The 22,200-nt window shown below is 70.9% G+C and carries 21 protein-coding genes and 1 pseudogene; 8 read left to right on the forward strand and 14 right to left on the reverse strand.

Annotated elements, in window-relative coordinates:
- The gene (locus tag ERL55_RS13955; protein ID WP_129136962.1) at positions 1-1,638 is read left to right on the forward strand and encodes a tryptophan 7-halogenase; all 1,638 of its coding nucleotides are present in this window, start codon (positions 1-3) and stop codon (positions 1,636-1,638) included.
- 46 nt (positions 1,639-1,684) lie between these two features.
- Here ERL55_RS13955 and ERL55_RS13960 read toward each other — a convergent pair whose 3' ends face one another.
- The 10 genes and pseudogenes from ERL55_RS13960 to ERL55_RS14005 form a co-directional block, all read right to left on the reverse strand.
- Complete coding sequence (locus tag ERL55_RS13960) at positions 1,685-2,137, reverse strand: hypothetical protein (RefSeq protein WP_129136963.1); 453 nt, start codon at positions 2,135-2,137, stop codon at positions 1,685-1,687.
- A gap of 74 nt (positions 2,138-2,211) precedes the next feature.
- Positions 2,212-2,961, reverse strand: coding sequence for a 3-oxoacyl-ACP reductase FabG (fabG, locus tag ERL55_RS13965; RefSeq protein ID WP_129136964.1), 750 nt, complete (start codon positions 2,959-2,961; stop codon positions 2,212-2,214).
- A gap of 1,119 nt (positions 2,962-4,080) precedes the next feature.
- Entirely contained in the window at positions 4,081-4,506 is a 426-nt protein-coding gene (locus ERL55_RS13970; protein ID WP_129136965.1) for a phosphotransferase, read from the reverse strand.
- A complete protein-coding gene (locus ERL55_RS13975; protein WP_129136966.1) occupies positions 4,503-6,842 on the reverse strand; it encodes an MMPL family transporter in 2,340 nt (779 codons plus the stop codon). The genes ERL55_RS13970 and ERL55_RS13975 overlap by 4 nt, the downstream gene beginning before the upstream one ends.
- Positions 6,839-7,444: pseudogene (locus tag ERL55_RS13980) on the reverse strand (LolA-related protein); the annotation flags it as partial. The gene ERL55_RS13975 and the pseudogene ERL55_RS13980, both read right to left, overlap by 4 nt.
- Positions 7,445-7,451: 7 nt before the next feature.
- Positions 7,452-8,480 (reverse strand): acyltransferase, encoded by a 1,029-nt coding sequence (locus tag ERL55_RS13985; protein WP_129136967.1) that lies wholly within the window; start codon positions 8,478-8,480, stop codon positions 7,452-7,454.
- Entirely contained in the window at positions 8,477-8,773 is a 297-nt protein-coding gene (locus ERL55_RS13990; protein ID WP_129136968.1) for a hypothetical protein, read from the reverse strand. Before ERL55_RS13990 ends, ERL55_RS13985 begins: the two co-directional genes overlap by 4 nt.
- An 83-nt stretch (positions 8,774-8,856) precedes the next feature.
- Complete coding sequence (locus ERL55_RS13995) at positions 8,857-9,612, reverse strand: lysophospholipid acyltransferase family protein (protein ID WP_129136969.1); 756 nt, start codon at positions 9,610-9,612, stop codon at positions 8,857-8,859.
- Positions 9,613-9,671: 59 nt separating this feature from the next.
- Complete coding sequence (locus ERL55_RS14000) at positions 9,672-10,355, reverse strand: ketosynthase (protein ID WP_129136970.1); 684 nt, start codon at positions 10,353-10,355, stop codon at positions 9,672-9,674.
- Positions 10,356-10,459: 104 nt separating this feature from the next.
- Positions 10,460-10,744 carry a phosphopantetheine-binding protein gene (locus ERL55_RS14005; protein ID WP_129136971.1) on the reverse strand — a complete coding sequence of 95 codons (285 nt, stop codon included), beginning with the start codon at positions 10,742-10,744 and terminating at the stop codon, positions 10,460-10,462.
- A 98-nt stretch (positions 10,745-10,842) separates the two neighbouring features.
- On the opposite strand from ERL55_RS14005, the gene ERL55_RS14010 reads away from it, so the two are divergent.
- The 5 genes from ERL55_RS14010 to ERL55_RS14030 all read left to right on the forward strand — a co-directional run bounded on the left by ERL55_RS14010 (position 10,843) and on the right by ERL55_RS14030 (position 15,820).
- A complete protein-coding gene (locus tag ERL55_RS14010) occupies positions 10,843-12,198 on the forward strand; it encodes an NAD(P)/FAD-dependent oxidoreductase (RefSeq protein WP_129136972.1) in 1,356 nt (451 codons plus the stop codon).
- 86 nt (positions 12,199-12,284) lie between these two features.
- Positions 12,285-13,187 (forward strand): pteridine-dependent deoxygenase, encoded by a 903-nt coding sequence (locus ERL55_RS14015; RefSeq protein ID WP_241685900.1) that lies wholly within the window; start codon positions 12,285-12,287, stop codon positions 13,185-13,187.
- A gap of 169 nt (positions 13,188-13,356) precedes the next feature.
- The gene (gene hemB / locus ERL55_RS14020; RefSeq protein WP_129136974.1) at positions 13,357-14,346 is read left to right on the forward strand and encodes a porphobilinogen synthase; all 990 of its coding nucleotides are present in this window, start codon (positions 13,357-13,359) and stop codon (positions 14,344-14,346) included.
- A gap of 344 nt (positions 14,347-14,690) precedes the next feature.
- The gene (gene aroE, locus ERL55_RS14025) at positions 14,691-15,560 is read left to right on the forward strand and encodes a shikimate dehydrogenase (protein ID WP_129136975.1); all 870 of its coding nucleotides are present in this window, start codon (positions 14,691-14,693) and stop codon (positions 15,558-15,560) included.
- A 5-nt stretch (positions 15,561-15,565) separates the two neighbouring features.
- Positions 15,566-15,820: a YkgJ family cysteine cluster protein gene (locus ERL55_RS14030; protein WP_129136976.1), complete on the forward strand. Its 255-nt coding sequence runs from the start codon at positions 15,566-15,568 to the stop codon at positions 15,818-15,820.
- Between the two features lie 101 nt (positions 15,821-15,921).
- Here the strand turns inward: ERL55_RS14030 and ERL55_RS14035 are convergent, their stop codons facing one another.
- Positions 15,922-16,464 (reverse strand): gamma carbonic anhydrase family protein, encoded by a 543-nt coding sequence (locus tag ERL55_RS14035; RefSeq protein WP_129136977.1) that lies wholly within the window; start codon positions 16,462-16,464, stop codon positions 15,922-15,924.
- 238 nt (positions 16,465-16,702) lie between these two features.
- Here ERL55_RS14035 and xth point away from each other — a divergent pair, with 238 nt between their 5' ends.
- Positions 16,703-17,494, forward strand: a complete 792-nt coding sequence (gene xth / locus ERL55_RS14040; protein ID WP_129136978.1) for an exodeoxyribonuclease III — start codon at positions 16,703-16,705, stop codon at positions 17,492-17,494.
- 51 nt (positions 17,495-17,545) lie between these two features.
- Here the strand turns inward: xth and ERL55_RS14045 are convergent, their stop codons facing one another.
- Positions 17,546-18,931, reverse strand: coding sequence for an FAD-binding oxidoreductase (locus ERL55_RS14045; RefSeq protein WP_129136979.1), 1,386 nt, complete (start codon positions 18,929-18,931; stop codon positions 17,546-17,548).
- 117 nt (positions 18,932-19,048) lie between these two features.
- Between ERL55_RS14045 and serA the strand changes: the two genes are divergently transcribed.
- A complete protein-coding gene (gene serA, locus ERL55_RS14050; protein WP_129136980.1) occupies positions 19,049-20,293 on the forward strand; it encodes a phosphoglycerate dehydrogenase in 1,245 nt (414 codons plus the stop codon).
- 130 nt (positions 20,294-20,423) lie between these two features.
- On the opposite strand, the gene ERL55_RS14055 is transcribed toward serA, so the two are convergent.
- Together ERL55_RS14055 and ERL55_RS14060 are read right to left on the reverse strand one after the other, a co-directional pair.
- On the reverse strand, positions 20,424-20,693 hold the full coding sequence (locus tag ERL55_RS14055; protein ID WP_129136981.1) for a GlsB/YeaQ/YmgE family stress response membrane protein: 270 nt from the start codon (positions 20,691-20,693) through the stop codon (positions 20,424-20,426).
- A gap of 100 nt (positions 20,694-20,793) precedes the next feature.
- Positions 20,794-22,158 (reverse strand): AMP-binding protein, encoded by a 1,365-nt coding sequence (locus ERL55_RS14060; protein ID WP_129136982.1) that lies wholly within the window; start codon positions 22,156-22,158, stop codon positions 20,794-20,796.
- Positions 22,159-22,200 lie beyond the last annotated feature (42 nt).

Genomic DNA, 22,200 nt, shown 5'->3' on the forward strand with positions numbered 1-22,200 from the left:
ATGGACGTGACCGCCTCCACCGATGTGCTGGTGCTCGGAGGCGGCCTTGCCGGGCTCACCGTTGCACTGCAGCTGCGGCAGCAGCACCCCGACCTCGCCATCACCGTGGTCGAACGGCGCGCGCACCCGCTGCGCGAGGCCGCACACAAGGTCGGCGAATCGACGGTGGAGATCGGCGCGCACTTTCTCGCCGACGTGCTGGGCCTGCGCGACCATCTCGACGAGGCGCAGATCCGCAAGTTCGGTTTCCGCTTCTTCTTTTCCGACGGCCGCAGCGACATCGACCGCTGCACCGAACTGGGCGTCAGCCAGCTGCTGCCGACGCCGTCGTGGCAGATCGACCGCGGCCGCTTCGAGAATTTCCTCGGCGAACGCGCGCGGGCAGCGGGCATCGACTTCCTCGACGGCGCGGTCGTACGCGCACTCGACATGGGCACGGACGGCGCACGCCATGCGATCACCGTCGACCATGCCGGAACCACCCGCTGCTTCGATGCGCGCTGGGTGGTGGATGCCAGCGGCCGCGCCGGGTTGCTCAAGCGCAGGTTCGGCCTCGCGCGTGCGAATGCGCATAACGCCAATGCGGTGTGGTGGCGCGTGGATGGCGTGGTCGACCCCAACGACTGGTCCGACGACCCGGCCTGGCTGGCACGCTGCACGCCGCCCGACCGCTGGCGCTCGACCAACCATATGTGCGGGCCGGGCTACTGGTTCTGGCTGATCCCGCTGGCCTCGGGCGCGCATTCGCTGGGCATCGTCTGCGACGCCGACATGCACCCGCTCGAGACCATGAACACGCATGCGAAGGCGATGGACTGGCTGCGCGAGCACCAGCCGCGCGTGGCGGCGTCGCTCGAACGCGAGCAGCACACGCTGCAGGACTTCCTGTTCCTGCGGCACTTCTCCTACGACTGCACCCAGGTCTTCAGCGCCGACCGCTGGGCGATCACCGGCGAGGCCGGGCTGTTCCTGGATCCGTTCTATTCCCCCGGCAGCGACTTCATCGCGATCGCCAATACCTACATCTGCGACCTGGTCGCCCGGGACCTCCGCGGCGAGCCGTTCGCGGCGTACGCCGAGATCTACCAGCAGATGTATTTCTCGTTCTACGCCAACACGCTGACCCTCTACCAGGACCAGTACGCGCTGTTCGGCGATCCGCAGGTAATGCCGGTCAAGGTGATCTGGGACTACACCTATTACTGGTCGCTGCTGGCGCCGCTGTTCTTCGCCGGGCGCCTGACCGACATGCGCACGATCGGCCGCCTGCGGCCGGTGTTCACCCGTGCCTCGGCGCTGAACCTGGCGATGCAGCCACTGCTGCGTGCGTGGGGCGAATGCAATGCGGCCATGGACGAACCGCCGTCGCGGCTGCTCGACCAGGCGCGGATCGACTGGTTCCACGCATTGAATGGGGCGCTCGGCGAGTCGTCCACGCTCGACGACGATGCGTTCGTGGCGACCATGGAAGCCAATGTCGAACGCATGCGCGTGTTGGCCGCCGAAATCCTCGGCCGCGCACGCGAGACGCATGCGGACATCGATGCCGGCGAACTGGGAGCCCTGGTGGCCGGTGCCGGTGGCCCGGCACTGCTGGCGCCGCACTGGTACGGCGCGGCTGCGACCGCCGACGCCTGACGACCCGCGCGGAGATCGCGCGGGCCCGTCCTATCGCCGCCGTGCGTCAGTTGCCCTGTGCCGCCGGCGGATTGGCGACCCAGATCGCGATGCCGCTGCCGTACTGCTGGCTGGGGCTGATGTTCACGCCGACGCCGGCGCTGCTGAAGCTGCTGCCGCCGAAGCGGCCTCCACCGGCACCGACACTGACGCCACCACCGCCGGGGCCCTCATCGGCGACACCCTGCAGCAGCACGCCGTTGGCGCCGAGTTTCGCCGCTTCCTCGCGCAGCCTGCGCAGCACCGAATCGGTCTTGTTCTGCGCGCCATAGGTGAACGCACCCGACTGCGTGCGCAGGACCGCGATCTCCTCGTAGGCGCCCGGTGGCGGGCCGTGGTAGATGCGCACCTGCGCCGGGTCGATCGGCGCGCGCGGGGTGCCGGTGAGGATGTGGGAAGACGCACAGGCCGCGAGCAGCGACACCGCGGCAAGCAGCAGGAGGGTACGCATCGCACGCATGGCGGCAGTCCTCGTTGGGTTGCGGCGAGCATGCGCCGCAGCTGCTGAATTCCGCGTGGAGGTCGCGCCGCCGGTCAGCCCATGCCGCCATTGATGCCGATCACCTGGCCGTTGATGTAGCCCGCTTCGTCGCGGCACAGGAAGGCCACCAGCGCTGCAACCTCATCCGGCTGGCCGGCGCGTGCGGCAGGGACCAGCTGGCGGATCGTCGCGGGGTCGAAGCTGTCTTCGGCCATCGCCCCGGCGATCACCCCCGGCGCGACCACGTTGACGGTGATGCCGCGGCTGGCCATCTCGCGCGCCAGCGAGCGGGTGGCGCCATGCAGGCCGGCCTTGGCCGCGGCGTAGTTGGCCTGCCCGCGATTACCGAGCACCGCGGCCACGCTGGAGACACTGACCACGCGCCCCCAGCGGGTGCGCGCCATCGGCAGCAGCAGAGGCTGGGTGACGTGGAAGAAGCCGTGCAGGGACACGTCGACCACCCGCTTCCACTGCGCATCGGTCATCCCCGCCATCGGCGCGTCGTCGTGGATGCCGGCGTTGTTGACCACCACCTGGATTGGGCCATCTTCCAGCAGTGGTTCGAGGGCAGCGCGGGTGGCATCGCCATCGGCGACGTCGAAGGCGATCGCCTGCGCGCTGCCACCAGCCCCGGCGATGGTCGCCACCACGGCTTCGGCGCGGCCGATGTTGGCGTTGGCATGCACGATCACGTGCAGGCCATCAGCGGCCAGGCGCCGGCAGATCGCGCCACCGATATCGCCGCTGCCGCCGGTCACCAGCGCCCGTCGCGGGCTGTTGTTCCTGGGAGTCGCGTTCGTCATGGGCGCATTATCCATGGCTGTGCCGATGCTTCGCGGCAATGTGCGTAATCCGTGGCGGCACGGGCGACGGTCCCGGCGCGCCGGCCCCTGGACCGATGCGTCGCAATGCGAAGGCGAGTCGCCGAAGCAAGAAAGGTTCTTGTCCCGATTGAGGGTGTCCATCCCAGCGCGGAGCCGCGCGCCCGGAAGCCCGGAAGCCCGGAAGCCGGAAGCCGGAAGCCGGAAGCCGGAAGCTTGGAGCCAGAGCCATCGCACAGGCTGGTTGGGGCCGCGGGCCGCCCGCCGCGGCCACAGGGGGATGCCCAGCCGGATATCTCCGCGTCCTGCTCCCACATCCGGCCGCCGGCCGTCCATGGCCGGCTCTGGACATCCCCCTGCGTCCACGGCGGGCCCCGAGCTGTCGTCGCGTTTCCGGAAGAGATCAACGGCGAAGAACGTCAGACCGTCGTGCCGGGGCTCCCGGCCTGGCGCCTCTGCCGTCGCTGCCGCCATGGCGCCACTGCCGGCGTTGAGGCCGTGTCGCGCCTGCTGACCTCCAAGCGGAACTGCCGAACCCATGAGGCGGGCATGTCAGCGCAAGGCGACGCGTGCACCACCGCTGTTGATTTCCGTGCCGGAGCCGGCGGATGCCCGGGCCCGTCGCGTTCACCGGGGGGTGTGCTCCCAGCCGGCCATGGATGGCCGGCGGCCGGCCGTGGTAGCCGGACGCGGACTCCGGCCGGGGGAGCGCACCCCCCGGTGCGCGCGACGGGCAGCGCGACGCCAAAGGAAGCCCCTAACCGCCGCCCGGCGCTCCAGGACTCCGGCGTTGCGCCACAGCCGTCCCATGGAGATGAGCGGGAACAACGCCCCCGTGTGCAGGACGGGCGGCGCGCACGGAGTCACTTCAGCCCTACGACGTCCCCCGGAGTGGGGAAGGAACCAGAAGAAGCGACCGCGATCTTCCTCCCGGGGTGACGCCCGTGCGACCCGCGCCCTTGACCCTCTACCTGTCCGGGCCCCCGAAGCCGTAAGCGAAATGTCGCCCCGCTCGCCAGCGCGACCAGGGCCATGACAGAACCGTCGCGCGCTCACCGCAAACGCCAGCGCGGCCGTGACGCTCCTACCCACGCCCGGGATTCAACCCAGCATCACCGCCGCGCGCCCTTCGGCCAGGAGCTGCCCGCCGTGGAGGATGCGGAACGCGTACTGCTGGCTGTCGGTACCTTCGGCCACCGCTTCGGCTTCGCCGATGAGGTCGCCCTCGAGCGCGTCCACATACGCCACGTGCAGCCTGGTCCCGCGCAACGCCACCAGCATCCCGGGACGCACCGGCAGGCCCGCCGCGCGTCCACGCAGACCACCGTGTACCGCCATCGCCTGCGCCCCGTATTCGCACAGGTGCACCGCGCGCAGGCCCTGCGCGCCGCGCAGCGGATGGGAAGGATCACGATGCGTGGCGGTGGCGAGCCGGATGCGGGTGTCGTCCCAGTCGAGCACGCGGTCCCACAGGCACATCGCACCCTGGTGCGGCACCAGGCCCAGCAGCGTGTCGCGACCGATCATGCGGAAGCCTCCGTCCGCGCCGGCCCCGCGTGACCGGCCAGCAGCACCGCGAACACGAAGTTGCCGACCACGCCCAGCGTCACCGTCATTCCGATCGCGCGCAGCACCGGGATCGACGACAGCGCCAGCAGGCCGAACACCAGCACGGTCATCGACGAACACACGATGATGGCGTGCAGCGTGCGCAGGTGCTCATCGCGGTCGCCGGATGCACGCTCGAAGAACAGCGCGTAGTCGAGCCCCAGCCCCGCCGCCAGCACCAGCGACACCAGGTGGAACAGGGTGAGCTCGATCCCGGCCGCACGCAGCACGGCCAGCGTCAGCAGCAGGGTCAGGCCCATCGGCAGCAGCACCCGCGACACCCGCCGCGGGCTGCGCAGCGACAGCCATACCGTTGCCGCCAGCAGCAGCGCGGCCAGGGCAAGCGACAGCAGCACGCCGCCACGCCAGGCCGAGACCAGCGATTCGGAGGTCGTCTTCAGGTCGAGCAGCTCCGCGCCCTGCGCGCGTGCCACCTCGGCCACGCGCTGCGGATCGGCAAGGCCGCCCAGCGAGACCAGCGCGGTGGCACCGTCGCCGCCCGACAGCAGCAGGCCCGAGACCGCCGCATCCAGCGGCGTGCCGGCGAGATCCGCCGCGGTCAACGGTGCGGCCGTGCGCGCAGTCTCCACGTCCGCCAGGAACGGCGCGAACACATCGGCGCGGAACGGGCTGTCGACGAGGGCGGCATCCAGTGCGGCGCGCAGCGCGTCGGGTGTCGGCAGGCCGGCCTGGCGGGCGCGCTGCACTTCCACCGTCGGCAGGTAGCGCGCGGCGAGTTCGTAGCTGCCGAGCGCACCTTCGTCGACCAGCGCGTCCAGTGCCGGCAGCAGCCCGGCCGACGCCGCCAGCACCGCCTGCTCGTCGGCACCGTGGGTCACCATCAGGTAACGCACGTCGGGTGCGCCGAGCGCCTCGCGCAGGCGCATGTCGTCGCGCATGCCCTGCTCGGGCACCGGCGTCAGCTTCGACAGGTCGTTTTCCCAGAACGGCGCCGGTGCCAGCCCCACGACCGCAAGTGCAAGCACCGCGACGACCGACAGCATCACCGGGCGCGGCCGCGGCAGGCGATCGAAGGCGCGTGCGCAGGCCCCCACCCAGCGCGCCTGGCCGACGTCGTCCGCGCGCGGTGCCAGCAGCGGCGGCAACAGGAAACGCGTGGCCAGCGCGGCCGCCAGCAGCCCGACGATGGTGAACACCGCGAGCTGGCGCAGGCCGTCCACGCCCGCCACGAAGAAGGTGAGATAGGCGATGCAGGTCGACACCACGCCGGTCAGCAGCGTCGGCCACAGCGCCCGCGCGCTGGTGGCAGGCGCATGCCGCCCGTAGAGGTGGCTGAAGAGATGCACCGGGTAGTCCTGCGCCACCCCGATCAGGGTGAAGCCGAACGCCAGGGTGATGCCGTGGATGCCGTCGAACAGCGTGGCCACCGCGGCGAAGCCGGCGAGACCGGCGGTGGCGAGCGGCAGCACGCCCAGCAGCAGCAGGCGCGCGCTGCGGTAGGCGAACACGAACAGCAGCACCAGGCCCAGGGTGCCGATCGCGCCGATCGTTGCCGCCTCCTTGGCGGTGCGGTTGCCGATCTCCACCGAGAACGCGCCCGGGCCGGTGAGGGTCAGCCGGCTGCCGCTGTCGCCGGTGGCATCGGCAAACGCCGCTTCGATCGTGGCGATGATCTGTGCCTGTGCCGTGGGGTCGAACCCTGCGGCATGGGTGCGCACCACCAGCAGCGCCTCGGCGCCGTCGGCATCGAACCACACACCGTGCAGGCGCTGCGGCGCGGTGGCCGGCTCCCAGCGTTCGGCCAGGTGCAGGATCTCCAGCGTCGGGTCGGATGGCAGCAACGGCTCCACCAGTGCACCGGCCGGCGAGCCCAGATCCTGCAGGCGCGCCTCCAGCGCCTCGCGCAACGTGTCGGCAGCGAGCGGGACGTCGTCGAAGCGCTCGCTGAGCAGGTAGCGGTAGGGCAACAGCTGTGGCGGGATCATGCCCAGGTCGGACTCGGCACCATTGGCGACGAACTCGATCAGCGGCTCCGTGGCCAGCGACTCGCGCAGCGATTCCGACTGCGCGGCAAGCTCTTCGGCATCGGCGCCCGACAGCCCGACCAGCAGCAGCCGCGAGCCGGGGCCGTCACCGAGCTCATCGATCAGCATGCGTTCGGCCGCGGTCTCCGGCGCCGGCAGGAAGGCGCGCAGATCACCGGAAATTTCCAGCCGCTGCGCCGACCACAGGCCAAGCGCCACCAGCAGCGCCGCCCACAGCAGCGCCAGCATCCACTGCGTCAGCGGCTTCATCCGCTGCGGCCGCCACCCGGGCTGCCCGTGGCAGCCGTCGCATCGCCATGGCACAGCGCGACCAGGGCCGCGCCGTCATGTGCCGGCGTCGCTGCGCGCGCGGCGGTGGCCAGCAGGGTGCGCTGGATCTCGCCATCGACGGGACGCGTTTCGATGCAGCGCAGCTCGGCGCCGCGACCATACAGCGCGACCTCGCGCACACGGGCGGCAAGCGCGGCATCACGCGGCGTCATCGTCAGGATCCAGCGCTCGCGCACGCCCTGGCTGCGCACGGTGTAGTGGCGCTCGAGGGCGGCACGGTCGCCGCCCAGCAGCGCGCCGAAGCTCGCCTGCAGTGCCGCGAGTTCGGGCGCACGGGTCAGCTTGAAACGGCGTGGCGAGCGGCCCTCGCGGGCAATGGTGGCCTGGTCGCCGCGGATCGTGGTGGTCTCGCGGTACGGCGACTGCACCTCGCGCACGAGCGTGGCGTCGTCGGGGCGCTGGTACTCGCCGCTCACGCGCAGCGGCGCCTTGAGCATCGGTGAATCGCGCACTTCCAGGAACGAGGTGCTCACCGGTGCGGGCCGGGCAATGCGTTCGAGGATCCAGCCGGCCTCGATCGTCGGGCGTTCAGTCGCCGGCTGTGCCAGGACCGAGCACGGCAGCAGCGCGCACAGCGCGATCGCCGCCCACGCCGGCCTGCGGCGGATCGACGGCGCGCACGGTGCCCGCTTCGTTGGCGGAAGGATCGACGCCATCATCACCACGCTCCCAGAAATCGTAGAAGTTGAACCAGTTGTAGGGCGCATCGCGCACGCGATCTTCCAGCCGCGCCGCATAACGCGCGATGAGCGCCGGCAGCGCGGCCGCGCGCTCGCGACGCGCCACCTGGATGCCGTCGCTGAAGGGCTCGAACAGCAGATCGTAGCGGTTGCCGCCGCGGTACAGACCGAACGCCAGCACCACCGGGATCTTCAGCACCGAGGCGATCAGCCACGGTGCCACCGGGAAGCGCGCCGGCGCACCGAGGAAGGGCACGCTCACCGACGGCTCGCCGGGCTGGGTGCGATCGACCAGCAGCGCGATCATCGCGCCCTGCGCTGCCGCCTCCTGGATCGCCAGCATGATCGCCGGGCCGTCCTGGCCGGCATCGATCACGGTGGCGGCGATCTCCGGATTGATCTGTTCCAGCAGCGCAGTGACGCTGGCGCTGTGGGCGCGGTCGAGCACCACCCGGATCGGCACGTCGGGACGCTGCCGCGACAGCACGCGCAGCACCTCGAAGCTGCCCAGGTGGGAGCCGAACAGCAGCACCCCGCGGCCGCCCTCGAGGTGCCGGTGCAGTTCGTCGAGGCCATGGGTGCGCACGTCGAAGCGGCGCATGTCCTCGCTGAGCAGGAACAGGCGGTCCAGGACCGTCTGCGAAAAGGTGTGGATGTGCCGGAACACCTCGCCGGCGGTGGCAGGGCGGCCGTGCACGCGCGACAGGTAATCGCGCGAGTCACGACGTTCTTCGGGTCGCCGCCACATGAAGTACAGGGTCGACGGGTAGAGCACCGCGCGCGCCAGCGCCCGCCCGCCGCAGCGGCCGATCGCGCAGATCGCGGCGATCGCCCAGCCGGCGCCGGCCTCGCGGCGCCACTTCCACTGCGCGCTCACGCCGGGGCCGCCGCGTCGTCGACGACTTCGCCGGAGGCCAGCAGCGTCGCGTCACGGGTCACCCGGAAGCGCCAGCGGCCGGGCGCGGGGGTCTCGAGGGAGACTTCCGCGCATTGCCCCGACAGCAAGGGCTGCAGGAATTTCACCTGCGGCAGGCGCAGCGCACCGGCGCGACCGCCGGCCGCCTCGACGGCGTCGAGCACCCGTTCGAGCAGCAGCACGCCCGGCACCACGGGGTTGCCGGGGAAGTGGCCGGGAAGGCTGGGATGGTCGTGCGCGATCTCGAACTGCATGGCGTTCCGGCGCGCCCCCCTGGCGCGACTGGTGAAAAGCGGCCAGAGGATACCGGATCGGTAACGGGCGACCGCGGCGCTGTTCAGCTGCGATGCTGCAGCAACGCCAGCACCTGCGCGCGCGCTTCCTGCGCCAGCGCCTGGCGGTCGCGCCCCGCGACCGCGATCGGGGTACCGATGCGCACGCGGATGGTGCCGGGGCGCACGCGGAAAAAGCCGCCTGGCGGCAGCACCGCGCCGGTGCCCTCCAGCGCTACCGGCAGCACGTCGGCACCGGCGGCAAGCGCCGCTTGGAAGGCGCCCGGCTTGAACTCGGCAACCGTACGGTCGTGGCTGCGGGTGCCTTCGGGAAAGATGCACAGGATCGCGCCGCTGCGGACCAGGTCCGCCGAGCGACGCAGGCTGGCGGTGGCGGCACGGCGGTTGTCGCGGGGGATGAACACCATGCCCATCGCGCGTGCATACCAGCCCACGAAGGGCACGCGGGTCATCTCCTGCTTGAGCAGGAAATGCAGCGGCACCGGAACCGCGCGGAACAGCGCGCAGATGTCGATCACCGACTGGTGGTTGGCCACGAGTACATAGGGACGCGACCAGTCCACGCCGTCGACGCCCTCGACCTCGCAGCGCGCGCCGGCGCCCCAGAACAGCCCGGGCGCCCAGCACCGGGACGCCATGCGCAGCGGCAGCCGGCGGCGACCGCCGGTGACCGCCCACAGCAGCAGCGCGATCGTGATCAGCCCCGCCGTCCACGCCAGGGTGAAACCGAACTGCACCGCGTTCGCCGCCGCCCACGCCAGGCGCTGCATGCGTGCGGGCCCGAATTCGATGGAGTCCATTCGCTGATTCACGCGCGCAGCATACCGTGGGTGGGTGGCATCGTCGCCGCGCGGCGCCGTCAGCGCAGCAGGTCGCGCCAGAATGCCGGCCCGAGGCCGCCCATCCGCCGCAGGAAATCCGCGAAGCTTGCATAGCGGTTCGGGAAGCGCCGCTTGCGCCAGGCGTATTCACCGATGAACGCGCCACCGACGATGCCGTAATTGAACAGGTTGGCGAACCACGACCACTGCGTGCGGGTGATCGACACCGGCGGCGTGATGCCCAGCGAAGCGAGCAGGCCGTCGGGCGTGGCGATGGCGGCAAGTACCAGGTTCACCAGCGCCAGCGTCACCAGCAGGGCTGCCCAGAACGCGGTCAGCGCGCGGGTGTAGGCGATGAGTTCTGGCGCCAGCGGCGCATCCGGCCCGCCTTCCAGCGCCAGCACGATGCGGCTGATCAATGGCGTGCGGCCACGCCGGAGCGTGCGGCCGAACACCCAGGCGATCAACAGGATGAAGGCGACCGGCACCAGCAGCAGCGGCACGCCGGCATGCCCGGCCGCATACAGCCACCACGCCGCGGCCACCAGCACCGGCAGTGCCAGCCATGCCCATGCACGGCGTGCGGCGATCGGCGCGGCCAGCAGCATCGCCACCAGCGCCAGCAGCGCGGCCAGCGACAGCACGTCGTTGCGCCATGCCGCGGCCAGGTGCGCCAGCAGGCCGTAGGCCAGCGCCAGCGCGATCTCGACGATCAGCAGCATGCGGCAGCGGCGCCGTGCGGCGTCATGGGCGCGTTGCGCTCGTGCATGGCTTCATAGGCCCGATGGCGGCGCAAGCCGCGCCGGCAGCCGGAAGGAATCCGGCGTCAGGCGGCGCGATTGGCTTCGATATGCGCCGACAGCGCGCGCAGCGAAGCGAAGATGCGACGGTTGTCATCGTTGTCGGAACGCAGCTGGAAGCCGTAGCGCTTGCTGATGGCGAGCGCGAGTTCCAGGGCATCGATCGAATCCAGGCCGAGGCCTGCATTGAACAGCGGCGCCTCGGGATCGATGTCGGCCGCGGCCACGTCCTCGAGGTTGAGCGCCTCGACCAGGAGTTCGGCGAGCTCCTGCTCTGCGGGGGTCTGGGTGGCGGAGGTCTGGCTGGACATGCGGATTCCCGTGACTGGACTGGAGGCGGCGGAGCGTTTGCCGCGCCGCGCTATGATGCGCGCCCGGAATGATGGCATGGGCCGGCACCCGCCGCGAGATGACAGACCCCAACAGGAACGAAACCGCGGCACCGGCACTGCTGGAGACCGATGTGCTGGTGATCGGCGGCGGACCTGCCGGCAGTACCGTGTCGACCCTGCTCGCGCGCCGCGGCTGGCGGGTGACGATGCTGGAAAAGGACGCCCACCCGCGCTTCCACATCGGCGAGTCGCTGCTGCCGATGAACATCCCGATCCTCGAGCGCCTCGGCGTGCTCGAACAGGTGCGCGCGATCGGCGTGCTCAAGACCGGTGCGGATTTCCCGGTTGGTGGTGATCCGAAGCGCATCAACATGTTCCGCTTCACCCGCGCGCTCGAACCCAAGGCCGACTACGCCTTCCAGGTCACCCGCTCGGAATTCGACCAGCTGCTGTTCGAGCACGCGCGTTCCAACGGCGTCGACGCGCGCGAGCAGGTGAAGGTGGACGCGCTGGAACACGACGCGAGCGGGCGGCCAACGCATGCGCTGGCACGCGATGCCGCCGGCAACACGCTGCGCATCGGTTTCCGCTACCTCGTCGATGCCAGCGGCCGCGACACCTTCCTCGGCAACCGGCTCAAGCTCAAGCAACGCAACCGCAGGCACCAGTCGGCGGCACTGTTCAGCCACTTCCGCGGCGTCGAGCGGCGCCCGGGCGAGGATGCCGGCAACATCACCATCGACCGGTTCGAACACGGTTGGTACTGGTTGATCCCGCTGCGCGACGACGTCATGAGCGTGGGTGCGGTGTGCTCGCCGGCGTATCTCAAGCAGCGCCGTGGCGACAACGCCGGTTTCCTGATGCAGACGCTGGCACTGCGCCCGTCGGTGATGGCGCGCATGCGCGGTGCCGAACGCGTGGCGCCGGTTCACGCCACCGGCAACTATTCCTACTGCTGCACGCGCATGCACGGGCCCGGCTGGCTGATGCTCGGCGACGCCTACGCGTTCATCGACCCGATCTTCTCCTCCGGCGTGTTCCTGGCGATGGACGCCGGCGAGCGTGGCGCCGAAGTGGTCGACGGCGCGCTGCGTGAGCCGACGCGCGAGGCGGCGCTGCAGAAGGCGATGGCGCGCCGTACCGATCGCGGACTGCGGCATTTCTCGTGGTTCATCCACCGCTTCACCACGCCGGTGATGCAACGGCTGTTCGCCACCCCGCGCAATGATTTCCAGATCGAACAGGCGGTGATCTCGATGCTGGCCGGCGACGTGTTCGACAACCGCCCGGTGCGCCTGCGCCTGTACCTGTTCCGGCTGCTGTATCTCGCCAATGCGCTGGCGATCGCGCCGCAGGCGCTGCGCGGCTGGCGCCAGCGCCGCCGTCGCGGCGAGGTGTTCACCGGCGACACCCTGCAGGAGGGCAACCCGTGACCCATCCACTGCCGGCTACGCCCGACGACGTCGCGCGGCTGCGCGTCGACTACGCCGAGGCCGGTCTCGAGCGCCTCGATGACGACGTGCTGGCGGCATTCGTGTTCGGCCACCGGACCCCGGCCGGCACCGACCCGCGCGTGCTGCGGGTGCCACTGGCGCCGTTCGGCGACAGCCCGGCCGAGGTCTGGCGCGTGGCCGGCCCGGTGCGGCACGGCGATGACGGCGGGATCCGCTGGGCGGCCGACGAGCACCTCGCCTTCGGGGTGATCGAGGTCGCCGAAGGCGACGACGGCATCGAGGCCGCGGCGCGGCGCGCGTATGCGGCGATGGTCGCGCATGTCGGCGCCAGCGCGATGCCGCACCTGCTGCGGATCTGGAACTACTTCGACGCGATCACCCTGGGCGAAGGCGATGCCGAGCGCTACCGGCGCTTCTGCGTGGGCCGCGCCGAAGGCCTCGGTGCGTTCGACCTCGGACGCCTGCCGGCCGCCACCGCGATCGGCCGCTGCGATGGCGAGCGCGTGCTGCAGGTCTACTGGCTGAGCGCGCGCGAGCCGGGGATCCCGGTGGAGAACCCGCGCCAGGTCAGCGCCTACCGCTACCCGCGCCAGTACGGGCCGCAGCCGCCGAGTTTTGCGCGCGCGATGCTGCCGGCCGACGGCCATGTGATGCCACTGCTGCTGTCGGGCACCGCGGCGGTGGTGGGGCATGCCTCGCAGCACGATGGCGAGCTGCTGGCGCAGATCGAGGAAACATTCGCCAACTTCGACGCCCTGCTCGACAACGCCCGCCGGCACCGGCCCGGGCTGCCGGCGGCATTCGGGCCCGGCACCCGGCTCAAGGTGTACGTGCGCGACCGTGCCGACCTGCCGCTGGTGGCCGACGCCCTGCAGCAGCGCTTCGGCGACCGCGTGCCGCGGGTGATCCTGCATGCGGCGGTGTGCCGGCGCGAGCTGGCGGTGGAAATCGACGGCGTGCACGGCTGATCCACACGCGGAGTGCCGACTCCGCCGCCCGGGTCCATCCATGCCGCTCTCCTGCCTGTGCCAGGACGCCCGACGGCGCGGGTAGAGGGCGCTTCGCGCGCCATACGCGGCCCCAACGCACGCGCGTCGGTGCCGCGGCGCTTCAGCACCCGCACGCTAGAATCCGCCCATGAATCGCCTTCCCCACCGCCCGCGGCGCATGCGCCGCGACGATTTCTCGCGCCGGCTGATGCGCGAGCACGTGCTCACCGCCAATGACCTGATCTGGCCGGTGTTCGTCCATGAACCCGCCGGCCGCGTCGAGGTGCCCTCGATGCCCGGCGTCGAGCGGGTGTCGATCGACGAACTGCTGCGCCTGGCCGAAGAGGCCTGCGAACTGCGCATCCCGGCGCTGGCGCTGTTTCCGGTGACCGCACCGGAGGCGAAGTCGCTCGATGCCGCGGCGGCGTTCGATCCCGATGGCCTGGTGCAACGCGCGGTGCGTGCGCTGAAGGCGCGTTTTCCGGAACTGGGGGTCATCACCGACGTCGCCCTCGATCCGTATACCGCGCACGGACAGGACGGCCTGCTCGACGACCGCGGCTACGTGCTGAACGACGCCACCGTCGAGGTGCTGGTGAGGCAGGCGCTGTCGCATGCCGAGGCCGGCGCCGACGTGGTCGCGCCCAGCGACATGATGGACGGGCGCATCGGTGCGATCCGCGATGCGCTGGAGGATGCCGGCCTCATCCACACCCGCATCCTCGCGTATGCGGCGAAGTACGCCTCGGCGTTCTACGGCCCGTTCCGCGATGCGGTGGGTTCCGCCACCGCGCTCGGCAAGGCCGACAAGACCACCTACCAGATGGATCCGGCCAACGGCGACGAGGCCCTGCGCGAGGTGCAGCACGATCTCGACGAGGGCGCCGACATGGTCATGGTCAAGCCGGGCCTGCCCTATCTCGACGTGGTGCGGCGGGTGAAGGACGCCTTCGGCGTGCCGACCTTCGCCTACCAGGTCAGCGGCGAGTACGCGATGCTCAAGGCCGCCGCCGGCCACGGCTGGCTCGACGAACGCGCCTGCGCGCTGGAAGCCCTGCTCGCCTTCAAGCGTGCCGGCGCCGATGGCGTGCTGACCTACTACGCCCCCCAGGCCGCGCGCTGGCTGCGCGAGGGCTGATCGCGCGGCGCCTGTCCGGTCCGATATCGGACAACACCCTTCGCCCGTGTACGGGGTGAAGCGGTGCGTCTGCGAGCCGTAGGCTCGCGTGCCGGTGAACGCCCGAGCGGCAACGCGAGGGCCGGGGCGCGGAGCGAGGTGCCCGAAGGGCGGATGAGGACGCCCTGCTCGTGCCCCCATCCCATGACGGGATCGCGGGTCACTGCGCGGTGCTCCGGCGCAGCACATGAGCGCTCCGCGCGCGCATTGCCGGCCTTCCCCGGCGGATTCCGTTCTCCGGGAGTAGACTCGCGCCGTGCGCTGCCCCGCAGCAGCCGGTGACTCTCCAACGTGACGAGGAACCCATGAGCCCCGCCGACGCAGACGCCTATCCCGGCCCGCGCTATGCCGTGTTCGGCCAGCCGGTCGCCCACTCGCTGTCGCCCACCATCCACGCCGCCTTCGGCCGCGCGCTGTCGATCCCGCTGCGCTACGAGGCCATCGAGGCCGCGCCCGACGCATTCGCCGACACCCTGGCAGCGTTCGCCGCCGCCGGTGGCCGCGGCGGCAACGTCACCCTGCCGCTGAAGGAACGCGCCGCCACGCTGTGCGCAAGCCTCGGCGAAAGCGCCCGGCGCGCCGGCGCGGTCAACACGCTGGTGCGAACGCCGGAAGGCTGGCATGGCGAGAACACCGACGGTCGCGGCCTGGTGCGCGACCTCACCGACCGCGCCGGGCTCGACCTGCGCGCGCGTCGCACCCTGCTGATCGGCGCCGGCGGCGCGGCACGCGGCGTCGCGCCGGCACTGCTGGATGCGGGCATCGGCGACCTCTATGTCGTCAACCGCACCGGCAGCCGCGCCGATGCGCTGGCCGATGCGCTGGGCCAGCCCGGCCGCGTGCATCCGCGCTATCTCGACGATGCCGGCGGGCTCGGCGAATTCGAGCTCGTCATCAATGCCACCTCCGCCGGCCGCGGCAGTGGCCTGCCGGTGCTGCCGCGCAGCGTGCTCGCCAACCGCGCGGTGGCGGTTGACCTCAACTACGGCGAGGTCGCGGTGCCATTCCTGTCATGGGCGCGTGCCGCCGGTGCGCACGACGTGGTCGACGGGTTGGGCATGCTGGTGGAACAGGCTGCCGAGGGCTTCGCGCTGTGGCATGGCGTGCGCCCGGAGACCGACGAGGTCTACCGACAGCTGCGCTCGCGCAACGCGCTGCTGGTCACCGCGGACTGATCTCCATGCACTGTCGCGACCACTGCGGCGCCTGCTGCATCGCCCCGTCGATCAGCTCGCCGATTCCCGGCATGCCGCACGGCAAGCCCGCAGGCGTCGCCTGCATCCAGCTCGACGAACAGCTGCGCTGCCGGCTGTTCGGCGACCCGCGCCGACCGGCAGTGTGCGGCTCGCTACGGCCAAGCGATTCGATGTGCGGCGGCGGCCGCATGCAGGCGCTGGAAATGCTGCGCGAACTGGAAGTGGCGACCGCACCCTAGGCGGCGCCTGCCTGGGCCGCCATTGCGGCGAGTTCCCATTCCCGCGTTCGCGGCCACCGGGAGCGCGGCGCGCCCCGGGGCCACGACGCGGCCGCGCACTTTCAGCGAGCCGCGGCCTGCAGGTACTCGTCCTTCAGCCGCACATAGTGCGCGGCGCTGTAGCGCAGGCCTTCGATCTGCGCGTCGGTGAGCGTGCGCACCGGGCGCGCGGGGTTGCCGACCCAGAGCTCGCCATCACCCACCACCTTGCCGGGCGGCACCAGCGCGCCGGCGCCGATCATCGCGTGGTCGCCCACGCGCACGCCGTCGAGCAGGATCGCGCCCATGCCGATCAGCGAGGCATTGCCGATCGTGCAGGCATGGATGATCGCCTTGTGGCCGATGGTGACGTCCTCTCCGATCACGGTCGCGAAACCGCCAAGCTTCGCGTGCGGACCGTCGTGGCTGACGTGGATGACGCTGCCGTCCTGCACGCTGGTGCGCGCGCCGATGCGCACGAAGTTGACGTCGCCGCGGATCACCGTGCCCGGCCACACCGAGACGTCGTCGCCGAGCTCGACATCGCCGATGACGGTGGCGGCGGGATCGACGTATACGCGCGCACCGAGGCGTGGATGGCGGTCGCGGTAGGGACGCAGATGCATGGCGGTGCCGGTTCCGATGGTCGGGGCTGGGGAGGATACCGTGCGACGCCATGACGGCCGGCGCGGCGGGGTGCATGGATCCGTGTGCCCAAGGGGACGTGCGCCTTTATTTCCGTCGTGAACTTCCCGCACGCGCGAGCGTCGCGCGGGGCATCAGGCGTACGACCCGACAGCGACGCACCGGGCAGCAGACGCATCGCTCCTACAATGTGCGGTGACCTGCCGAGGAACATCATCCGTGAAGATCGCCAGCTGGAACGTCAATTCGCTCAACGTGCGCATGCCGCACCTGGTGCGCTGGCTGGAGGATGCGCGGCCCGATGTCGTCGGCCTGCAGGAAACCAAGCTCGAGGATCCGCGCTTTCCGCTCGACGAGCTGCAGGCGCTGGGCTATGCCAGCGTGTTCCACGGGCAGAAGACCTACAACGGCGTTGCGCTGCTGAGCCGTAACGCTGCGATCGGCCAGGTGCAGATGGGCATCCCCGGCTTCGAGGACGACCAGCGGCGGGTGATCGCCGCCACCATCGGCGACGTGCGGGTGATCAACCTCTACGTGGTCAACGGCCAGTCTGTGGGCAGCGAGAAGTACCTCTACAAGCTGCGCTGGCTGGACGCGGTACGCGACTGGATCGCCGGGGAGATGCGTGCGCATCCGCGGCTGGTGGTGATGGGCGACTTCAACATCGCCCCCGACGCGCGCGACGTGCACGACCCGGAGGTCTGGCATGACGCCCACATCCTCACTTCGGCCGCCGAACGCGCCGCGCTGCAGCGTCTGCTTGCCCTCGGCCTGCACGATGCCTTCCGCCTGCACCATGACGAGGCCGGCATCTTCAGCTGGTGGGACTACCGCCAGGCGGCGTTCCGCCGTGGCATGGGCCTGCGCATCGACCTCACCCTGGTGTCCGACGGCCTGCGCGCGTCGGCAGTCGCCTCCGGCATCGATCGCGAACCGCGCACCTGGGAGCGCCCGAGCGACCACGCGCCAGTGTGGGTGCAACTGACGCCCGCGATGGCTCCACGCGGGTAATGGAGCGCCGGCGCAGCCGCACGCCACGTCGAGCGCGGGCCGCCCCTGCGCTCAGTCGAACAGCTTGCCGGGGTTGAGGATGCCTGCCGGGTCGAACACCGCGCGGATGCCGCGCATCAGCGCGATCTCGTCGGCGCTGCGGGTGCTGTCGAGCCATGGCTTCTTGACCAGGCCGATGCCGTGCTCGGCGGAGATGCTGCCGCCGTGCTCCTCCAGCAGCGCGGCCAGCAGTTCGGTCACCTGGCCGCACTGGCGCAGGAAGTCGGCATCGTCGCTGCCATCGGGCTGCAACACGTTGATGTGCAGGTTGCCGTCGCCGATATGGCCGAACCAGACGACCTCGAAATCCGGATACGCCTCGCCCAGCAGCGCCTGCGCGCGTGCCAGGAAGGCGGCCATCGCGCCGACACGCACCGAGACATCGTTCTTGTAGGGCCGGTAGCGCGCCACCGCCTCGGTGATGCCTTCGCGCAGGCGCCACAGCTGCTGCGCCTGCGCCTGCGATTGCGCGATGACGCCGTCGAGCACCCAGCCGGCCTCCGCGCAGGCCTCGAACGCGGCCAGGCCGGCCGCCTGCTGCACATCATCGGCGGCATCGAATTCGGCGACCACGTAGTACGGATGCCGGGCATCGAACGGGTCGACGCCACCCTGGTGGACCACGTGCGCCAGCCCGTTGGCGGTGAAGAACTCGAATGCCTGCAGCCGCACGCGCGCACGGAACGCGGCGAACACCTGCATCAGTACCTCGAACGAGGGCAACGCCAGCAGCAGCGTCTGTGCCGGCGGCGCCGGATCGGTGAGCCTGAGCGTGGCCTCCACCACGATGCCGAGCGTGCCTTCCGCACCGATCGCGAGATGCCGCAGGTCGTAGCCGCTGGAGTTCTTGACCAGCCCGCGGTTGAGGTCGATGAGCGCACCGGTGCCGGTGACCAGCGTCAGCCCGGCGATCCACTCGCGGGTGTTGCCGTAGCGGATGACACGGATGCCGCCGGCGTTGGTGGCGATATTGCCGCCGATCGTGCACGAGCCGCGTGCACCGAAATCCACCGGGTACTGCAGCCCGTGCGCCGCGGCCGCCTCGTGCACCGCCTGCAGCGCGATGCCGGGCTGCACGGTGAGCGTGCGGTCGACCGGATCGAAGCCGAGCACGCGGTTCATCCGTTCCAGGCTCACCACCAGTTCGCCGTTGGCCGCCACCGCACCGCCGGACAGGCCGGTGCGTCCGCCCGACGGCACGATCGCCACCCGCTGGTCGTGTGCCCAGCGCAGCAGCGCCTGGACTTCGGCGATGTCCGCCGGCCAGGCGATCGCCAGCGGCGCCGGCGTCCAGCGCCGGGTCCAGTCGCGCCCGTAGTGTTCGAGGTCGGACGGCTCCACCGACAGGCGCAACGCGGGCAGCGCCTGGCGCAGGGTCTCGAGTCGCGGGTCGGTCATGGCGGCAGTCGTGCGCTGGGGCACTCAGGCTGCCAGCGCCGGTGCGATGCGTCCATCGTGTTGCGACGCCCACGGGCCGCGCGTACCGTGGGTCTCCGCCCGCGCCGCACGTTGCAGATGGCAGACGACCGCAAGACCTCGTTCCCGCGCCAGGACATCCGCGTACTGCTGCTGGAAGGCATCAGCCCGACCGCGGTGGACGCCTTCCGCGCAGCGGGCTACACCCACATCGAGCAGCACGACACCTCGCTGGCCGGTGACGCGCTGAAACGCGCGATCGCCGACGCCCACGTGGTCGGCATCCGCTCGCGCACGCAGCTCGATGCCGACGTGCTTGCGCACGCGCGCCGGCTGATCGCGGTCGGCTGCTTCTGCATCGGCACCAACCAGGTCGACCTCGAAGCCGCGGAACTCGCCGGCGTGCCGGTGTTCAACGCACCGTATTCCAATACCCGCAGCGTCGCCGAGCTGGTGATCGCCGAGACCATCCTGCTGTTGCGCGGCATCCCGCGCCGCAACGCCGAATGCCATCGCGGCGGCTGGTCGAAGACCGCCGCCGGCAGCCACGAGGCGCGTGGCAAGACCCTCGGCATCGTCGGCTACGGGCATATCGGTACCCAGGTCGGCGTGCTTGCCGAAGGCCTCGGGATGCGGGTGCTGTTCCACGACATCGAAACCAAACTCGCACTGGGCAATGCACGGGCGGCGCTGGATCTGCATGACCTGCTGGCGCGCAGCGACGTGGTGACCCTGCATGTGCCGGAAACCCCCAGCACCCAGCGCATGATCGGTAGCGCGCAGCTGGCGGCGATGAAGCCAGGCGCGCATCTGGTCAATGCCTCGCGTGGCACCGTGGTCGATATCGATGCGCTGGCGGATGCATTGCGCACCGGGCATACCGGCGGCGCTGCGGTGGACGTGTTCCCGGTGGAACCCAAGGGCGCGACGGAACCGTTCGAGTCGCCGCTGCGCGGCATCGACAACGTGATCCTGACCCCGCACGTCGGCGGCAGCACGCTGGAGGCTCAGGACAATATCGGCCTGGAGGTTGCCGCCAAGCTGATCCGCTACAGCGACAACGGCTCCACGCTGTCGGCGGTGAATTTCCCGGAGGTCGCGCTGCCAGGCCACGAGGGCTCGCGACGGCTGCTGCATATCCACCGCAACATGCCCGGGGTGCTGTCGCAGGCCAACGATGTCTTCCGCGAACGCGGCATCAACATCGACGGCCAGTACCTGCGCACCGACAGTCTGGTCGGCTACGTGGTGATCGACGTGACCGCCAGCGAGTCGCAGGCGGCCGAACTGCGCAGCGCGCTGGCGGCGATCCCCGGCACCCTGCGCACGCGGGTGCTGTACTAGCGGATCGGCACGTTGCCTGCGGGCGACCTTCGCCGGGCGGTGCACCCGGACACAGCACAGAAACAGCACCCCGGAAAACAGCAGGGGCGGCCACTGGCCGCCCCTGCAGAACATCACAGCAGCGCGCGTATCAGCGCACGCGGCCGCGGCGGAACAGGTTCACGATCGCCAGCAGGATGATCGCGCCGATCAGCGAGACGACGAAGCTCATGACGCTCAGCTCGCCGCTGTTGATCGACGGCGCGCCCAGCATCGGGCCGATCAGCAGACCGCCGATGAAAGCGCCGATGATGCCGACGACGATGTTGAGGATGATTCCCTGCTGGCCATCGGTGCGCATGACCAGGCTGGCGAGCCAACCCACGATGCCGCCGACGATCAACCAGATGATGATTCCCATGGTGTTTGCTCCTCCGTTGTGCGGGCGGTTGCCCCTCGGGTCCGGAGTCTGCGATGGACGGCCGTGACGGCGATGTAAGCGAAGCTGACTGCGGCTGCGCTCAGCGCAGCAGCGCCAGCACGATGTCGCGCGGCAGCTTGCCGGTCTCGTTGCGGGGCAGCGCATCCACCCGCCGCAGCCGCCGCGGAAGGAACACGGGATCGATGCTTGCACGCAGCGCGGCGTGGATCGCCGCTTCGTCCAGCGTTGGCGCCACCACCAGCGCGGCGATCCGGCGCACCCCACCGGCATCGGCATCGTCGAGCTGCACCATCGCGCCGTCCACCACGCCCGGCACGGCGAGCAGGCGCGCGGTCAGGTCGCCCAGCGATGCGCGCTTGCCGGCGATCTCCAGCAGGTCGGCCTGGCGGCCGCGCAACAGGAACCGTCCGTCGGGCAGCAACTGCACGAGGTCGGCCAGCACCACCGGTGCCGGCAGGTGCGCGGCCTCCACCGCGGTGCCGTCGGGCTGCGGCTGCAGGCGCACACCCGGCAGCGGCGTCCAGGCATCGTCGATGGCGGTGCGGCGGCGCGCGATGATGCAGGTCTCGGTGGAGCCGAACAGTTCGCGCACTTCCCCGCCGAAGCGCTGTTCGGCCGCGGCAGCCAGCGCCTGCGGCAGTGGCGCGGTGGCGCTGACGATGCCGGCCAGACGCGGCAGTTCCACACCCGATTCCACCAGCGCGCGCAGGTGCACCGGCGTGGTCACCAGCAGCCTCGGCGCGTCGATGGCGCGGAGCGCGGCGGCGATGTCGTCGGGGAAGAACGGCCGGCCGCTGTGCACCGCGGCATTGCCCAGCAGCGGCAGCAGCACCGACATCTCCACGCCGTACATGTGCTGCGGTGGCACCGTGGCCACGATCGACGGTGCGTCTTCGTTGTACAGCCCGGCGAGCGCGGCGAGGTTCTGCTGCACGCCATCGGCGAAGTCACGCCAGCGCTTGGGATTGGCCTTCGGCGCGCCGGTGCTGCCGGAGGTGTAGCCGATCGCGACCACATGCCCGCTGTCGACCCGTGGCACCCCACCGGGCGCCTGCGGAAGCTGTGCCGGGATCGGCACGAAATGCGGCAACGGCGCCAGCGCATCGCAACCGCAGGGGTCGACATCACCGAGGCAGTAGCTGTCGGGATGCTGGGCGCGCACGTCGTCGATCGCGGCGCGGGTGCGCGACGGCGGCAGCAGGGTGGTCTGCCCGCGCGCGGCCACCGCGCAGAAGGCGACCAGGAAGCGGTAGCGGTCCTCGCACAGGTTCACCGCGTGGCGCCGGTCCGGCAGGCGTGCGGCCAGGCCGCGCACTTCGGCAAGGAAACGCCCGAGGCTGATGCGCTCCCCGGCGACGACGGCGATGGTGCGCCCGGCATCGCCGGTGGCAAGTGGCAGATCGCGCCGGTCGGCGCAGGCGGGGCTGTCGATGATGGCGGACATGCGTGGCGTGGACGCCGTTCCTCGTGTGCGGACTGCGCCGGC

Source organism: Luteimonas sp. YGD11-2, from assembly GCF_004118975.1.
Classification (GTDB): domain Bacteria; phylum Pseudomonadota; class Gammaproteobacteria; order Xanthomonadales; family Xanthomonadaceae; genus Luteimonas; species Luteimonas muca.

What these genes read in the sequence shown, in the direction of transcription:
- ERL55_RS13955 (WP_129136962.1), top strand. Translation starts at nt 1, where the DNA reads ATGGACGTGACCGCCTCCACCGATGTGCTGGTGCTCGGAGGCGGCCTT.
- ERL55_RS13960 (WP_129136963.1), bottom strand. Translation starts at nt 2,137, where the DNA reads ATGCGTGCGATGCGTACCCTCCTGCTGCTTGCCGCGGTGTCGCTGCTC.
- fabG (WP_129136964.1), bottom strand. Translation starts at nt 2,961, where the DNA reads ATGACGAACGCGACTCCCAGGAACAACAGCCCGCGACGGGCGCTGGTG.
- ERL55_RS13970 (WP_129136965.1), bottom strand. Translation starts at nt 4,506, where the DNA reads ATGATCGGTCGCGACACGCTGCTGGGCCTGGTGCCGCACCAGGGTGCG.
- ERL55_RS13975 (WP_129136966.1), bottom strand. Translation starts at nt 6,842, where the DNA reads ATGAAGCCGCTGACGCAGTGGATGCTGGCGCTGCTGTGGGCGGCGCTG.
- ERL55_RS13990 (WP_129136968.1), bottom strand. Translation starts at nt 8,773, where the DNA reads ATGCAGTTCGAGATCGCGCACGACCATCCCAGCCTTCCCGGCCACTTC.
- ERL55_RS13995 (WP_129136969.1), bottom strand. Translation starts at nt 9,612, where the DNA reads ATGGACTCCATCGAATTCGGGCCCGCACGCATGCAGCGCCTGGCGTGG.
- ERL55_RS14000 (WP_129136970.1), bottom strand. Translation starts at nt 10,355, where the DNA reads ATGCTGCTGATCGTCGAGATCGCGCTGGCGCTGGCCTACGGCCTGCTG.
- ERL55_RS14005 (WP_129136971.1), bottom strand. Translation starts at nt 10,744, where the DNA reads ATGTCCAGCCAGACCTCCGCCACCCAGACCCCCGCAGAGCAGGAGCTC.
- ERL55_RS14010 (WP_129136972.1), top strand. Translation starts at nt 10,843, where the DNA reads ATGACAGACCCCAACAGGAACGAAACCGCGGCACCGGCACTGCTGGAG.
- hemB (WP_129136974.1), top strand. Translation starts at nt 13,357, where the DNA reads ATGAATCGCCTTCCCCACCGCCCGCGGCGCATGCGCCGCGACGATTTC.
- aroE (WP_129136975.1), top strand. Translation starts at nt 14,691, where the DNA reads ATGAGCCCCGCCGACGCAGACGCCTATCCCGGCCCGCGCTATGCCGTG.
- ERL55_RS14030 (WP_129136976.1), top strand. Translation starts at nt 15,566, where the DNA reads ATGCACTGTCGCGACCACTGCGGCGCCTGCTGCATCGCCCCGTCGATC.
- ERL55_RS14035 (WP_129136977.1), bottom strand. Translation starts at nt 16,464, where the DNA reads ATGCATCTGCGTCCCTACCGCGACCGCCATCCACGCCTCGGTGCGCGC.
- ERL55_RS14045 (WP_129136979.1), bottom strand. Translation starts at nt 18,931, where the DNA reads ATGACCGACCCGCGACTCGAGACCCTGCGCCAGGCGCTGCCCGCGTTG.
- serA (WP_129136980.1), top strand. Translation starts at nt 19,049, where the DNA reads ATGGCAGACGACCGCAAGACCTCGTTCCCGCGCCAGGACATCCGCGTA.
- ERL55_RS14055 (WP_129136981.1), bottom strand. Translation starts at nt 20,693, where the DNA reads ATGGGAATCATCATCTGGTTGATCGTCGGCGGCATCGTGGGTTGGCTC.
- ERL55_RS14060 (WP_129136982.1), bottom strand. Translation starts at nt 22,158, where the DNA reads ATGTCCGCCATCATCGACAGCCCCGCCTGCGCCGACCGGCGCGATCTG.